Source organism: Streptomyces colonosanans (genome assembly GCF_001866645.1).
Classification (GTDB): domain Bacteria; phylum Actinomycetota; class Actinomycetes; order Streptomycetales; family Streptomycetaceae; genus Streptomyces; species Streptomyces colonosanans.
In genome coordinates this window covers 60,113-74,210 of the sequence record NZ_MLYP01000026.1, presented here as the reverse complement: position 1 = coordinate 74,210, position 14,098 = coordinate 60,113, and the positions used below count along the sequence as shown (strand labels likewise).

Here is a 14,098-nt window from a genome sequence, read left to right as displayed (position 1 = left end):
TCGAAGATCCACCGTTGACCGTACAGACCCAAGAGTGGATCCGCTCCAACGAACCCGCCCACGAAGCGATCATCAGCCCGGATCTCTTCGATGCCGCCGACACCGCCCGCCGACAACGCGCCCGCACCCCGGCCCGGCAGGAACGAGCCGGAAAGCAAGGCGCACGCCCTTATGCCCTGCGTGGACGGGTCCGGTGCAGCCTGTACGGGCGGAAGATGCAGCCCGCCACCATCCGCAATAGCGTCTACTACCGCTGCGAATTCAAAGAGCAGGAAGAAGCCCTCTACCCCGACCTCACCCACCCGCGCACCGTCTACCTGCGGGAAGACGTCGTGTGTCGGGCCCTGGATCAGTGGATCACCCGGGCCTTCGCACCCGACCGGCTCACCACCACCATCGAAGAACTCACCCTCGCAAGCGTCGCAGCAAGCGCCCAAGAGACGCAGACACCCGAACAGGCCCAAGCACGCCAGGCGATCAAGGACTGCGAGCGCCGACTCGCCCGCTACCAGGCCGCCCTCGAAGCCGGAGCCGACCCAGCCGTCGTCACCCGATGGATCAACGAGGCGCAGAAAGACAAGGAGGCGGCGCGGAAGAAGCTGGACGTGCCTCCCACCGCCACTCGCAAGAAGGAATCCCCACTCGACGCGCGTCAGACCCGAGAGATCACTGAGAGTCTTGGAAGAGTTGCACAGTGCATTTATGTAGTGGACGCCGACAAGAAGGGCCCGCTCTACGAAGCCCTCGGGATCGAAATCACCTACGAACACGCAACGAGGACCGCGACCGTAAGGTCGAGGCCCTCGTCTCCGTATCGTCAATCGTTGTGTCCGAGGGGGGACTTGAACCCCCACGCCCGATAAAGGGCACTAGCACCTCAAGCTAGCGCGTCTGCCATTCCGCCACCCGGACTAGGTGTCTGCCGCCTTTCCGGGGTCTTCCCCGTGGCGACATGGACAACCATACCAAGGTTTCGGAGTGTCTTTCACCTGCGTATCCGCCCCGTGCGGGCCTACGTGCAGGCGTGACGTGCAGAGAAAAGAGGCGCCTACACTGAGTAACTATGGGCTCACCCGTCGACTCGTGCCGCCGCGGGCTCGGCCCGGCCACGGAGGTGCCGCGTCAGGACGCGTCGAATTCGGTGGATGTCCATGCAGGCCGGCTGCCATGCTTCGCTGCGTGAACGCAATCCCGGTCCTGGCCAAGTTCGCCTCCACGGGAATGATCGGCCCCGTGCATTGCGGCGCATCGCTGAACGAGATAGCGGCGGTACTGGGGCCTCCGTGGGGCATCGGTCGCGTGAGCAAGCGACGGCGTTGGCCACACCTGTTCTCCTACGGCGACGTCGAACTGTGCGTTTGCCGCTGCCGCCGCGTCACATCCATGTCCATCCAGACCTGGCGCGATCGCATCGAACTCCCGCAGCCCGGTTCGAAGGACGCCGTCTCTCACCCTGGGGACCTGACCCTGGCAGCGGTCACTGCCGGACTCGACGCGATCGGCTGCCCCACTCAGCCGGTCACTCACCATCAGCCTCCCGGACAGCTGACCCTGCGGGCCGAACCTTTCGGCGCCACCTTCACCTTCCAGGCTCACGCCGTTCCTGAACTCCTCCTTGCAAGAGTCTCCTCGTGGACTGCCGTACACGACTGCACTTCTCCTGCCGAAGACGTTCCGGACGACGGCTTCGGCAGGTCCCTCACCTGACCAGCCCGCTCCCACAAGCATCGGTCGACCGGCGGGCGAAGGAACGAGTCAGCGTCTTCAGGGGACGTGCGGTCCGGTGATGGCCCTCCCTTCTGCGGTGAAGGGCCAGACGTTCGGTGTGCAGCCGTGCATTCCCTTGATCTGTTGCATCATCACCGGGGCCGGGCTGCCCACGCCGGGGCAGCCCTCGTGGCCGTGGCCGAGGAAGTGGCCGACCTCGTGGTTGATGATCAGCGCCCGGTAGGAGTCGACATCACTGGCGTAGACCGGGGTCGCCAGCAGCCAGCGCCGGAGGTTGACCATGACCTGCCCGCCGACGTCGCAGTTGACCTCCCCACCGGTGTCCAGCCCGTACTGCCCGCAGATCCGGTCCACGGTCCCCGGCGTGGCGAGCTTCACGGCGAAGTCCACGGTGCCGCTCGAGACCCGGCGGAACGCCGGTCCGCCGTGCGCCGTCCATCCTCGCGGATCGGCGAGTATCCGCTCCACCTGCGCGGCCACATCGGCGGCCGACGCGGAGATGCCGTCCTCGACTTCCACCTTGTAGCGCAGGACCCGGCCCTCACCGGTGGCCCCGCTCTGGCCGGGGGCGGTGGCGAACGTTCCGGGGCCCGTCGACCGGATGGCGGCATGCGTGGGCTTGGACGCGCTGGGGCTGGGCGTGCCCGCCTCGGACGTCGCTCGCGGGCTGTTTCCACCTGGTGGCAGCTCTGACCTCGTCGATCGGGGCTCACCCGTCGACCGGTGCCCACCCGGGGACCAGTGCTCACCGGGGGACCGGTCTGCGGTCGCCGGGCCGCCGCGCGCGGTTTCGGTGCTCTCCAGGGCGACGGCGGCGGAGGCCAGGAGTGCGGCGAGAGTGGCGAGACCTCCGAGCAGGCGGCCCCGGCGAGGACGTCTCGCTCGCCTGCGGCCACCGCCCCGACGACGATGGGATGGTGATGCCTTGTGCACGGTCATGGTCGCTCAGGCTGCGACCGGTATGTGATCGAGCCTGGCCCAAGCGATAACGGAAAGGTAACTGTGCGGTCGATATGATCATCTGGTAACAGATACTGCCCCTGGCCTCGGTCCAGGCTCGTCGGCCCGCAGCGACCCGCATACTGAGTGCATGCCACGCGTCCTGCTCATCGAAGACGACCGGGCCGTCCGTGAGGCCGTGCGATTCGCCCTCCGTCGACAGGGGCACGAGGTCGTCGCAGTCGCAACCGGTGAAGAGGGGCTTTCGGAGCTGCGGTCGTTCCGCCCGGACGTCGTCGTCCTCGACCTGATGCTGCCCGGGATGGGCGGACTCGAGGTGTGCCGGAGGATCCGTGCCGACTCCCAGGTTCCCCTGATCATGGCCACCGCCCGCGGCGACGACGTGGACGTGGTGGTCGGTCTCGAGGCCGGAGCAGACGACTACGTCATCAAACCCGTCCAGGCGCGGGTGCTGGAGGCACGCATCCGCGCCGTGCTGCGCCGGGTTGGTGGTGCTGCCGCCGGCGAGGGCATTCCGAGGTTCGAGACGTACGGTGGCCTGACCATCGACCGTTCCGGGCTCACGGTCACCTGCGCCGGTAGACCCGTCGCCCTCGCCCCCTCCGAACTGCGCCTCCTGCTGACGCTCTCCGCCTCCCCAGGTCAGGTGTTCAGCCGCCAACAGTTGCTGGAGGCGGTCTGGGAGCACAGCTACCACGGCGACGCTCGCCTGGTGGACGCCTGTGTCAAACGGCTGCGCACCAAGATGGGAGAGCCCCCAGGACAGCCGCGATATGTACAGACCGTGCGCGGCTTCGGCTATCGGTTCATGGTCAAGTGAAGCTCCCGCTCTTCCTGCGGGGCCTGCGCGTCCGCCTTTTGGTGGCCTTCGCCCTCGTCGCCGCCGTGAGCGCGCTGACCACAGGTGGTCTCGCCTTCCGGGAGGCGCGTATCGCTGTGCTCCAGCAGAGCCAGGACGACGTGATCAAGCGGTTCCGGGAGCATGTCAACGCCCTCGCCCACAGGCTCTCCTACCCTCCGGACCAGCAGGGTCTGGCGACCTTCGCCGCCGAGGTCGCCCGCAGCGAGCCGTCGCAGAACTGGCGCGTCCTGGCCACCTACGGCGACCTGAGCGCCACCTCGGCACCGAACGACTCCTTCGCCGAACTGACTCCCGCCCTGCGCGATGCCGTTGGGTCCCGTCGTGCCGCGGTTTTCCAGCGGGTCTCGCACAATGGAGTCTCATCGCTCGTCGTGGGTCTGCCCATCACGTTTGCCAACTCGCCCGGCGAAACGCCCGAATTGTCGGGAATGGCAGTATTCTTGACGATCTCTCAGGTTTACGAACAGGACGCCGTGGCAGCCCTCGTAGGAGCGGTCGAACGTGCCACCCTCCCGGCTCTCGCCGTGGCCGTCCTGCTCGCCCTGCTGGCCGCCCGCGGCGTGCTGCGGCCGGTACGCGCACTGCGGCACGCCACCCGCAGCATGGCCGAAGGTCGGCTCGACACCCGGCTCTCGGTCAACGGCTCCGACGAACTCGCCGACCTGTCCCACGCGTTCAACGAGACCGCCGCGGCCCTGGAGGAGTCCGTGGCCGAACTGCGCCGCATGGAGGCGCGGGCTCGCCGGTTCGCCGCGGACGTCTCCCACGAACTGCGCACCCCACTGGCCGCCATGGCGGCGGTCACCGACGTCCTGGACGAGGAGGCGACGGTGCTCGGCGCGGACACCGCCACGGCCGTAGGCCTCATCAGCGAGGAGACCCGGAGGCTCACCCGTCTGGTGAACGACCTCATGGAGATCTCGCGCTTCGACGCGGGGGCGGCCGACCTCCACCTGGACGAGATCGATCTGGCCGAGTCCGTCCAGCGCACCCTCGCATCCCGGGCCTGGTCCACCGAGGTCGGCACCGACCTCCCCCCGCCCGGAGTGCTCCGCGGCCAGGTGGACCCGCGGCGTCTCGACGTGATCGTCGCCAACCTGGTGGGCAACGCCCTCCGCCATGGCGAGCCCCCGATCCGGCTGCGCCTGTACGTGCGGGAACGGCCCGGCGCCGGACCTCGCGCCGTCATCGAGGTACTGGACAGCGGGCCCGGCATTCCCGAGGACGTCCTCCCGCATGTCTTCGACCGCTTCTACAAGTCGGACGCCGCCCGGACCAGGACCGAGGGCAGCGGGCTGGGGCTCGCCATCACTGCGGAGAACGTGCGGTTGCACGGGGGCGGCATCGTGGCAGGCAACCGCCCGGAGGGCGGCGCCGTCTTCACCGTGGAGATCCCGTTGCTGCGGGAGGGCGTACTTGCGGGCCTGCCGGAGGGAGGCGAACATGACACGCCCTGACCGCCTCCGCCTGCTGCGATCCGCCCTGCTTGTTCCCGTGGTGCTCGCGCTGTACGGCTGCGGAGTCCCCGCCACCGGCGTGATCGACGCGGGAGAGCCGGCGACCGGTGTGATCAGGCCGGGAGGAACCACGCCCCATGCCCCGCTGGCACCCACGATGCTGTACTTCCTCGCCCCCGACGGCGGCCTTGCCCCCTCCGTCCGCAACGTTGCCAGCGTGTTCGCCCCGGCCGTGCCGAGCATGGCTGCGACCGCCGTGCCGAGCATGGCTGCGACCGCCGTGCCGAGCACGGCTGCGACCGCCGACCCGAGCGCCGGCAACGACGCCGGCCTCGGGACGGTCCTGCTGGTCCTCGCCAAGGGGCCCACCCCGTTGGAGCGAAACAAGGGCGTGACCAGCGAAGTGCCTCTGCTGAAAGCCCTGCCCCGGGTGCAGAGCCGGCCGGGCAGCGTGACGGTCGAACTTCCCCAGGGCACCCCTCACCTGTCCGGCAAGGCGGCCGAGCAAGTGATCTGTACGGTTGCCGTGGCTCGCCGCACGGCGGCACCGGGAGGGGCACCGGGGCGGGTGACCGTGTTGGGCGGCGCGGGCGAGCGGTTCGAGGGGGCCGGGACAACGTGCCCCGGGTACTGAACCGCTGCCTGCCGATCTCACGCTGGTGCTGGGCTGCGAATCCGGGGTCGATCTGCCTTGTTCGATCTGGTGGATGAGGTGTAGCCGCCGCGTTCACTCCTGCGCGCTGGTCATTCCAAAATCAAGTCGGCGTCAGATCTGGTTACTTGTAGGATCGGATGGCCCGGTTGCAGGTCGCCGAAGACGCCGGCCGTCCAGCTATGTGATGTCCCAACGATCCCTTATCCAGGCGTACTTCACTCCATCGACGGGAGTCGTGATCGAAAGACAACGGACTCTCGCTTCACAGGACGTCTGAAGTCATTCCTCGGCGCCTGACACTACGACCTCTCAAGACACCATTCGGCCGGCCTGATGGTGAACGCCGGTCGCGGTCGCCGATGCCGGGGTCCGCTCCCCGGATTGCGGTGATCTCCCTACCTTTGAGGACCTCTGCATGTTCCGACGTATCGGGAAGGCTGTCGTCCGGCATCCCGTATGGGTGATCGTGGCGTGGCTCGTCGCGGCGGTGGCGATCATAGCCACCGCACCGAGTCTGCCCTCGAACAGCGACGAGAGCAGTTTCCTGCCCAAGAGTTATGAATCCATCAAGGCAGCGGATATCCAGCACAAGGCGTTCCCCAGCGCCTTCACCCCCTCCGTGATCGCGCTGTATCAGCGCACCGACGGTGGCAAGTTGACCGCCGCCGACCAGCAGGACGTCGCCCGGATCACCTCCGAGCTGGGCAAGAAGCACATCGATGAGGTGCAGAAGGTCGTCCCTGGCCCGCCGTCCAAGGACGGCAAGTTCGCCATGACTCTGGTCCAGATGGACCCCAAGAACGCCGGCCAGCCCAAACAGGCGGACGCGGCCAAGGTGTTGCGTGAGGACGTCAAGAAGCTGGCCGGGGGCACGCATCTCGGCGTCAAGGTCGGCGGCCCCGCCGCGCAGGCACTCGACCAGCAGGATTCCTCCAAGCGCGGCCAAGCGTTGATCGGCATCGGCACCTTCGTGATCATCCTGGTGACCCTGTTGATCATCTTCCGGGCACCGATCCTGGCCGTGCTGCCACTGGTCCTGATCGGCCTGGTGTCCGCGGTCGCCAACGGACTGATCGCGTACGCCACGAAACTGTTCGACCTCCAGGCCAACAGCTCGATTTCGTCGATTCTGATCGTCGTGCTCTTCGGCGTGGGCACGGACTACTTCCTCTTCCTGATGTTCCGCTACCGCGAATGCCTACGCGCCGGCGACGAGCCCAAGCAGGCGATGGTCAACGCGGTCGACCGGGTCGGTGAGGCCATCGCCTCGGCCGCCGGAGCGGTCATCATCGCCTTCTTCGCGCTGGTGCTGTCCTCGCTCGGCTTCCTGAGGCAGATGGGCCCGGCGCTTGCCATCGCGGTCGGCGCCACCCTGATCGCGGGCCTGACCCTGATCCCGGCCGTGGTCTCACTCATCGGCCCGAAGGTCTTCTGGCCCTCCAAGTCCTGGCGGCAGGAACCGACCAACGCGCGTTTCGCCGCCCTCGGTCGCGGTGTGCAACGCCGCCCGGCTCTGACGGCCGCGGTGTCCGGACTCGCCCTGATCGCGCTGTCGCTCGGTACGTTCGGCTTCAACGCCACGTTCGATCTGGCGTCGGGCTCCATGCCCAAGACAAAGGAGTCCATGGTCGCCCAGGACGAGATGCAGAAGGCATACTCGGCAGGCGCCGCAGCTCCCACCGACGTGTACCTCTCCAGCACCGACGGCAAGCCACTGGACAAGACGGCCTTCGACGCGTACGCGAAGAAGCTCGGTGCCGTGGACGGCGTCGCGAGCGCCCGTATGGCCATGGTGAACAAGGCGGGCACCACCGCGGACTTCACCGTCACGCTCAAGTACGAGGCCTCGACGGACAAGGCGATCGAAGCCGTGGGCAGGGTGCGCGATGTCGCGCACACCGGCGCCCCTGACGGCACCGAAGCCCTCGTCGGTGGAATGTCCTCGATCTACAAGGACGTTGACACCGCCGTCAACCACGACTACCGGACGGTCTTCCCCGTCGCCGCCGTTCTGATCATGGTCATCCTGGGGCTGCTGCTGCGCAGCGTGGTCGCACCCTGGTATCTGATGGCCTCGGTGGGTCTCGGCTTCGGAGCCACCCTCGGTGCCACAGTCTTGATCTTCCAGAAGGTGCAGGGGCATTCAGGTCTGATGTTCATGCTCCCGGTGATCATGTATCTCTTCGTGGTCGCCATCGGCACCGACTACAACATCCTGATGATCGCCCGGCTCCGCGAGGAGGCCCGAGAGGGCCGCACCCCGCGTGAAGCGGCCGGCATGGCGCTGAGGTACGCGGGGCCCACCGTCGCCGCCGCGGGCTTCATCCTCGCGGCAACCTTCGCCACGATGATGCTGGCGGGTAACTCGCTGCTCTCGGAGATGGGTTTCGCGGTCTCCTGCGGTATCGCGGTCGCGGCCTTCGTGATGTCGATGTTCTTCACTCCGAGCCTCACCGCGCTGATCGGCCACGCGGCGTGGTGGCCGGGGCGCGGGGACCGGGCGAAGGAAGCGGCGGTCGGCGTGGGCACCGGATCGATCGGTGACGGGCCGGTCGCCGACGAGGCCCCGGACACGGCCGCGCACGATCCGTCGGGACAGCGCCGGTAGGGCCCGTCCCCGACGGCATCTCGCGCAGCGCGGGAACGACGCGAGTGTGACCGCCACTTCGCAGGAGGTGGCGGTCTGTCGTGTTTGGTGCCGTGATCGCGGAGGCCACCGAGCCGTCAGCGATCCGGTCCTGCCCCGGCGGCCGCCCGTCGTCCCCCGGCGATCACCGTCCCCGGACGAGCTGTTCCACCCGGGTGTGGATGCGCTCCACATGGTCCTCCGCTTCCGGCTTCATCAGGACGCTGCGCAGGATACGGGCGCCGTCGGCGTCGGCGGTGATCTTCGGGTGGCGGGCCGTGAACGCCTCGCGGTCGGCCTTGAGAGTGCTGAGGAACACCGGGTCGGGGCCGGTCATCCCGTCCGCAAGGACACGCGCGGATGCCGTGTCGATGGCGGACAAGGAGGCGGGTTCCACCGTGGGGAAGTAGCTGACGATGTCCAGCTCGGGCCGCTGATACACCTCCAGGATGTCGGAGGCGTCGATGAGGTCCACCCACTTCAGCGCGGCCCGTCGGCCGGCCGCGAGGACGGTGCCGAGACCGTCGGGCGTCGGCGGAACGATCTGGAAGGTGAGCCACAGTGCGGCGGCCGAGGCGCCCGCGCGGGAGCACTCCAGGCTGATCTCCCCGAGGTGCAGTTCGGCGGAGGTGAAGTACGTGTAGGGCGAGTCATGCAGGTAGAAGCGCCCCACCTCGGGGTCGCGGAAGAGGACCGCACCGCAGCCGTAGGGCTGGAGCCCGTGCTTGTGAGGATCGACGACGACCGAGTCGCACCGCGAGATCGCCCGCCACGGCTCGGGCGGTAGCCCCTCGGGGCCGTCGGCGCCCGCGAGCAGGGTGAAGAAGCCGCCGTAGGCAGCGTCGACGTGGATGCGGACGCCGTGACGCTGCGCGAGCGGAACGGCCTCGTGGATCGGGTCGACGGCCCCGAGCCCGGTCGTACCGGCGGTGAGGACGACCGTGCCCACCCGGCCGGTCCGCAGGAGGTCCTCCAGGGCGTCGAGGTCCATACGGCCCCGGTCGTCAGTGGCGACCGGATGGCCCTCCATGCCCAGGACACGGCACATGCGGCCGTGGGTGTAGTGGGCGTCCTGGCTGTAGGCGATGCCGCGCCCGGGATGAAGCTCCCGGGCGACGAAGAGAGCTTCGAGGTTGGCGATGGTACCGCTGGTGGTGAGATGCCCGAGGTGGGTGTCGTAGCCGAACATCGCGGCGAGCCGTGCGACGACCTCCCGCTCCATGTGAGCCGTGGCCGGACCGCCGTCCAGGGCATGGTTGTTGGGGTTGATCAGCATGGTGGTGAGGTAGCCGACCACGGCAGCGGGGTGCGGGGGCTTGAGCATCTGGCCCGCATAGGACGGGTGGAAGAAGGGGTAGTTGTCCTGCAGTCGGCCGGTGAACTCCTCGAAGACGGCGGCGAAAAGCTCGTCGTCGACCTGGAGCGACGGGTGCTGCTGGTAGGGACCGAAGGTGTCGGCCCACTGCTGAATCGCGTGCGTGGCTCGGCCGAGCCAGTGCTGCAGGTCCACTGCTCTCCCTCTCTCCGGCTGTTCGCGGTCCGCACACCATAGAACTTTGTTGACTACTCAGCAATTGACTGGTCAGTAATTGACCTATCGGTAGATGACGCGGCAGTAGACTCGCCCGGCAGGAGCAGGGGGCCGACAACGGGAGAGGACACACGCAGTGGATGCCGTGACCCGGCGGGGCGACCAGGCCGCCCGTGCCGCCAACAGCCGGCTCGTGCACGACTTCGGGCTGCTGATCAAGGCCGCCACTCGTCTGGAGCAGCGCATCGACACCGCCCTGCGGCAGGACTGCGGGATCGGTCACACGATGTTCGAGGTCCTCATCCGGCTCTGCCGGCAGCCGGGCGAGGAGGTCTCGCAGCGGGTGCTCGCCGACGACGTCACCCTCACCAGCAGCGGCATCACCCGCCTGGTGGACCGTATGGAGGAGGCCGGTCTGGTCCGACGCGTGCCGTCTCCCGAGGACCGCAGAAGCGTCCTCGTGGAACCGACCGATGACGGCCGTGCCGTGTTCCTCAGGGCCGTGGCCGTGCACGCACGTGTCGTCGAGCGGTACTTCGTCACACCGGTGGCCCGCGACGACTACGCCCGGCTGACCGGCTCGCTGCACCAGATCCACCAGGCGCTGCGCGACGGCACCGACTGACAACGCCGGTTCAGGACCGGCTACGCGAGGACCCGGCCTGGAACAGGCCGGGTCCTCGCGTAGCCGGTAGGTCCGGCGTCAGACCGGATGCCCAGCGCTCCGCTGTCCGCGCGTGTACGCGTTTTCGGCGAGTACGGACGCCATCAGCTCGGAGTCGAAGGTGGACGCATCGGCGAGCCGAGTCGTCGCCGCGTGGGCGTTGATCAGGAGTTTGGTGACCCGTAGCGCGGCGGGGTTGCGGCGGAGGACGGGTTTGGCCCAGTCCGCTACCGCACCGTCGAGATCCTGCTCGGGTACGACGTTCTGCAGGATGGTGAGGGTCTGGGCCTCATGCGCGGTGAACGGGCGGCCGGTGAGCACGAGTTCACGGACGCGTGCCGCGCCGACCTCGGTCAGGAGCCGGGGAAGGAGACCGCCCCAGGCGACGGGGAGGCCGAGGGCGAGTTCCGGGAGCCGGAAGGTTGCGGTGTCGGCCCCGACCCTGAGGTCGCAGGCGAGCACAAACGCGAGGCCGGCGCCTATGGCCTTGCCCTGGACGCGCGCGATGGTGACGGCCGGGTTGTCGGTGAGGGCTTCGCAGACACGGCGTGCCTTGGTGCCGGAGACGCGGATACCGCTGCCGGCGGGGTCCTGGGCCAGATGCTCGGCGAACTCGGTCCGGTCGCCGCCGAGACAGAAGTCGGCACCGGCGCCGGAGAGCACGATGACCCGGGTATCGGGGCCTTGTGCGTCGAGGACGGCGAGGAGCTCGTCGAGCATGGTCTCGGTGACGGCGTTACCCTGCTCGGGGGTGTTGAGCTCGATGGACAGGATGGGGCCCTGTCGGTCGATCCGCAGCGTCTTGAGGGGCTGGCCGGTGTGAGTGGCCGGGGTGGACACGGTCATGACGTCACTTTCAGGGAGTTCACGCGCCTGAAGACCATGCGGTGTGCATAGGTGGGGCCGGCGGCGAGCTTGAGGTTAGGGAAACGTTTCAGCAGGTGGGTGAGCATGGTGCGGGCCTCGAGGCGCGCGAGTGCCGCCCCGAGGCAGTAGTGGGCTCCGCCGCCGAAGGTGATGTGCGCGCCGTCACGGCGGAGGATGTCGAAGGTGTGAGGGTCCTCGAAGCGGCGGGGATCGTGGTTGGCGGCGCCGTACAGGACGTGCACCATCGCGTCCTTGGCGATGGGGACGCCCTCCAGGACGGTGTCGTCGGCGGCAATGCGCGTGTTGAGGTGGATGGGCGGGTCGTAGCGCAGGGCCTCGTCGATGGCGTCGTCGATGTGCTCGGGATGGTGGCGCAGCCAGTCCCATCGGGCCGGGTCCTCCAGGAGGAGCCAGGTGGCAACGGAGAGCAGGGTCGCCGACGTCTCCAGGGAAGCGATGGTGACGAACATCGAGAGGTAGTAGAGGAGATGGTCCGCGGCCGCTTGGTCGTCGGACAGCTCGGAATCCCAGTGGCGGACCCACCCGGAGAGGACGTCGGTGCCGGGATGGGTGCGGCGCTGCTTGATGAGTTCGGTGAAGTAGGCCCGCAACTCAAGAGTGGCCTCGGCGGAGACGGCGAGTTCGCTCTTGGTGGGGAGGAGCTCCTGGGCATGGACTTGACGGTGCGTCATGTCCAGGATGTGCGGGTAGTCCTCGGGCGAAATGCCGAGCCAGCGTCCGACCGTACGGATGGGCAACTGCTCGCTGACGATGGCGGCGAAGTCGGCCTCGCCGTGTGCGCACAACTGCTTGTCGAGGTCGTCGAGCAGCTCATGGACGTGCTCTTCGACCTCGGGCTCCATCTTGTCGAGGGTCTGGCGGTCGAAGACGTTTCCGAGGCTGCGGCGCTGGCAGGTGTGGTCCGGCGCGTTGAGCCGGGAGAGGGTGTGACTCATCTCCTGGGTCGCGGGAGCCTGCCAGCGCTCCGGGTCGGGTTGGCGCTCCTGCCAGGCGATGTCGGGCGCCAGCCAGTTCCTGCCGCGCAGAACCTGGCTGCTCGCCTCGAAGCCGGTGACGAAGTAACCGCCCCAGGGGGCGGGTACCACGTCTCCCATGGCGCGTAGTTCTTCCCAGAGAGGGAGGGGGTTGTGTTGTCCCTCGGGGGAGCGAAGACGCCGGAGGACTGAGATGACGGCGCGGCGGTCGATGGTAACGCCACCTATGTCGTCAACAGCGGTCACAGGAGTTCCTTTGCGTGGAGGTTACCGATCCGGTTTTCCGGCGGAACCTACCCTTCCTTGACCAAGTCATGCGCCGCTGCGTGTTGCCCCTGTCACATTCCGTGGTTCACACGCGGAAGATGTCGAGGAAGGTACTCCAGAACCCCTTCCTGGAGGGCTTGTTCTCCTGACGGGGGATCGGCGTGGTGGTTGCCCGCGGCGGCTCGGCCGTCGTCGTCCGAGTGGCCTGCAGGGGGGTGTGGAACGCGGCCACGCGGGTGCCGGGGGTGGGGGTGAACCGGACGGGCAGCGTGGCCAGGGCGCGGTGGAACGGACCCGGGCGCCACTGCAGTTGCTCCGCCGGGACGTCGAGGGCGAGGTCGGGCAGCGCATTGAGGATCGCCTCGATCGCGGTGACGGCGATCACCGTCGCCGGTGACTTCGCCGGGCAGGCGTGCGGTCCGGCGCCCCAGGCGAGGTGAGCCCCCTTGGTGTGGGACTGGGGGGTGTCCTTGAGGGCGGGGTCGTTGTTGGCGGCCGCGAAGCTGATGACCAGTGGGGTGTCGGCGTCGACGTGGACGCCACCGAGGTCGACGTCGTGAACGGGGTAGTGAGTGGCGTAGTTGGCGATGGGCGGGTTGTGCCACAGCACGTCGTCGAGGGCTTCCTCGGTCAGCATGCCCGCGCCGCGGCCCGAGGAGCTGCTGGAGAGCAGCAGGAGCAGGGCGCTGCCGATGAGGTTGCGTTCGGGTTCGACGCCGGCGCCCATCAACATGACGAGCTGGTCCTTGAGTTCCTCGTCGTTCAGGCCGGCAGGGTGCTGGATGAGCCAGGAGGTGACGTCGTCGCCGGGCTCACGCCGCTTGAGGGCGATCAGCTCCATGAGGCAGGCGGTGAGCTCCTCATTGGCCTTGATCACGTCCTTGCCGTCGAAGATCGCGGACATCGAGCTGGTGAGCCGGTCGCCGATGCCGGCAGGGCAGCCGAAGAGCCGGTTGAACAGCAGGAGCGGCAGCAGTTTGGCGTAGTCGTTCAGGAGATCGGCGCGTCCGCGTTCGCTGAACTGGTCGATCAGGAAGGCGGCGATGGGCTCGACGTCACGGCGGATTCTGGCGATGTTGAGCCGGTCGAGGCTGTCGGTGACGGCCTTGCGCAGCCGAAGATGGACCGCGCCGTCGGTGAACAGGCAGTTGGGACGATAGGCCATCATCGGCAGCACTGGGCTGTCCAGGGCTATGCGGCCTTCGTTGAGAGCCTTCCAGCGGCGGGGATCCCGGCTGAAGTCCATGGTGTTCTGCAGCACGGTCCGGGCTGCCTGGTAGTCGATCACGAGGGTGGCGTCCACACCCGGGGCGAGTTCGACCGGGGCGGCGGGCCCGAATGCGCGCAACGCGTCGTACACGCTATGAGGGTCGTCGGCGAAGTCCTGGCCGTGCATGGGGCATCCCGCAGGCACGGCCGATGAGGCAGCCGATTGCTGAAAGTCCATCAGGTGTTCCTTTGAGTTCCCGGAGTTCTGACGTTCCGG

At 68.1% G+C, this 14,098-nt stretch carries 11 protein-coding genes, 1 tRNA gene and 1 pseudogene; 7 read left to right on the top strand and 6 right to left on the bottom strand.

Going from position 1 to position 14,098, the window contains the following annotated elements; genetic code table 11:
• A pseudogene (locus tag BIV24_RS31555) lies at positions 1 to 863 on the top strand (hypothetical protein); the annotation flags it as partial.
• On the opposite strand, the gene BIV24_RS10200 reads toward BIV24_RS31555, so the two are convergent.
• Positions 828 to 912 (bottom strand) — tRNA-Leu (locus BIV24_RS10200). The pseudogene BIV24_RS31555 and the gene BIV24_RS10200 overlap by 36 nt on opposite strands.
• A 267-nt stretch (positions 913 to 1,179) precedes the next feature.
• Here BIV24_RS10200 and BIV24_RS10195 point away from each other — a divergent pair.
• Positions 1,180 to 1,707 carry a hypothetical protein gene (locus BIV24_RS10195; protein ID WP_071365906.1) on the top strand — a complete coding sequence of 176 codons (528 nt, stop codon included), beginning with the start codon at positions 1,180 to 1,182 and terminating at the stop codon, positions 1,705 to 1,707.
• A gap of 57 nt (positions 1,708 to 1,764) precedes the next feature.
• Here BIV24_RS10195 and BIV24_RS10190 read toward each other — a convergent pair whose 3' ends face one another.
• Positions 1,765 to 2,667, bottom strand: a complete 903-nt coding sequence (locus BIV24_RS10190; protein WP_079168133.1) for a DUF3152 domain-containing protein — start codon at positions 2,665 to 2,667, stop codon at positions 1,765 to 1,767.
• Positions 2,668 to 2,818: 151 nt separating this feature from the next.
• Between BIV24_RS10190 and BIV24_RS10185 the strand changes: the two genes are divergently transcribed.
• The 4 genes from BIV24_RS10185 to BIV24_RS10170 all read left to right on the top strand — a co-directional run bounded on the left by BIV24_RS10185 (position 2,819) and on the right by BIV24_RS10170 (position 8,270).
• On the top strand, positions 2,819 to 3,508 hold the full coding sequence (locus tag BIV24_RS10185; RefSeq protein ID WP_071365905.1) for a response regulator transcription factor: 690 nt from the start codon (positions 2,819 to 2,821) through the stop codon (positions 3,506 to 3,508).
• Positions 3,505 to 5,007, top strand: coding sequence for a sensor histidine kinase (locus tag BIV24_RS10180; protein ID WP_071365904.1), 1,503 nt, complete (start codon positions 3,505 to 3,507; stop codon positions 5,005 to 5,007). Before BIV24_RS10185 ends, BIV24_RS10180 begins: the two co-directional genes overlap by 4 nt.
• Positions 4,994 to 5,641, top strand: coding sequence for a hypothetical protein (locus BIV24_RS10175; protein WP_071365903.1), 648 nt, complete (start codon positions 4,994 to 4,996; stop codon positions 5,639 to 5,641). The genes BIV24_RS10180 and BIV24_RS10175 overlap by 14 nt, the downstream gene beginning before the upstream one ends.
• A 436-nt stretch (positions 5,642 to 6,077) precedes the next feature.
• Positions 6,078 to 8,270 carry an MMPL family transporter gene (locus BIV24_RS10170; RefSeq protein ID WP_071365902.1) on the top strand — a complete coding sequence of 731 codons (2,193 nt, stop codon included), beginning with the start codon at positions 6,078 to 6,080 and terminating at the stop codon, positions 8,268 to 8,270.
• A gap of 163 nt (positions 8,271 to 8,433) precedes the next feature.
• Here the strand turns inward: BIV24_RS10170 and BIV24_RS10165 are convergent, their stop codons facing one another.
• Positions 8,434 to 9,798 (bottom strand): pyridoxal phosphate-dependent decarboxylase family protein, encoded by a 1,365-nt coding sequence (locus tag BIV24_RS10165; protein ID WP_071365901.1) that lies wholly within the window; start codon positions 9,796 to 9,798, stop codon positions 8,434 to 8,436.
• A 157-nt stretch (positions 9,799 to 9,955) separates the two neighbouring features.
• Between BIV24_RS10165 and BIV24_RS10160 the strand changes: the two genes are divergently transcribed.
• Complete coding sequence (locus BIV24_RS10160; RefSeq protein ID WP_071365900.1) at positions 9,956 to 10,444, top strand: MarR family winged helix-turn-helix transcriptional regulator; 489 nt, start codon at positions 9,956 to 9,958, stop codon at positions 10,442 to 10,444.
• 78 nt (positions 10,445 to 10,522) lie between these two features.
• Here BIV24_RS10160 and BIV24_RS10155 read toward each other — a convergent pair whose 3' ends face one another.
• The 3 genes from BIV24_RS10155 to BIV24_RS10145 all read right to left on the bottom strand — a co-directional run bounded on the left by BIV24_RS10155 (position 10,523) and on the right by BIV24_RS10145 (position 14,008).
• Entirely contained in the window at positions 10,523 to 11,329 is an 807-nt protein-coding gene (locus BIV24_RS10155; RefSeq protein WP_071365899.1) for an enoyl-CoA hydratase/isomerase family protein, read from the bottom strand.
• Entirely contained in the window at positions 11,326 to 12,465 is a 1,140-nt protein-coding gene (locus tag BIV24_RS10150; RefSeq protein WP_071365898.1) for a cytochrome P450, read from the bottom strand. Before BIV24_RS10150 ends, BIV24_RS10155 begins: the two co-directional genes overlap by 4 nt.
• Before the next feature lie 232 nt (positions 12,466 to 12,697).
• Positions 12,698 to 14,008 (bottom strand): cytochrome P450 family protein, encoded by a 1,311-nt coding sequence (locus tag BIV24_RS10145; protein ID WP_071365897.1) that lies wholly within the window; start codon positions 14,006 to 14,008, stop codon positions 12,698 to 12,700.
• Positions 14,009 to 14,098 lie beyond the last annotated feature (90 nt).

Coding starts and splice junctions, on each gene's coding strand:
- BIV24_RS10170 (WP_071365902.1), top strand. CDS start 6,078: ATGTTCCGACGTATCGGGAAGGCTGTCGTCCGGCATCCCGTATGGGTG.
- BIV24_RS10155 (WP_071365899.1), bottom strand. CDS start 11,329: ATGACCGTGTCCACCCCGGCCACTCACACCGGCCAGCCCCTCAAGACG.
- BIV24_RS10190 (WP_079168133.1), bottom strand. CDS start 2,667: ATGACCGTGCACAAGGCATCACCATCCCATCGTCGTCGGGGCGGTGGC.
- BIV24_RS10145 (WP_071365897.1), bottom strand. CDS start 14,008: ATGCACGGCCAGGACTTCGCCGACGACCCTCATAGCGTGTACGACGCG.
- BIV24_RS10150 (WP_071365898.1), bottom strand. CDS start 12,465: ATGGGAGACGTGGTACCCGCCCCCTGGGGCGGTTACTTCGTCACCGGC.
- BIV24_RS10185 (WP_071365905.1), top strand. CDS start 2,819: ATGCCACGCGTCCTGCTCATCGAAGACGACCGGGCCGTCCGTGAGGCC.
- BIV24_RS10175 (WP_071365903.1), top strand. CDS start 4,994: ATGACACGCCCTGACCGCCTCCGCCTGCTGCGATCCGCCCTGCTTGTT.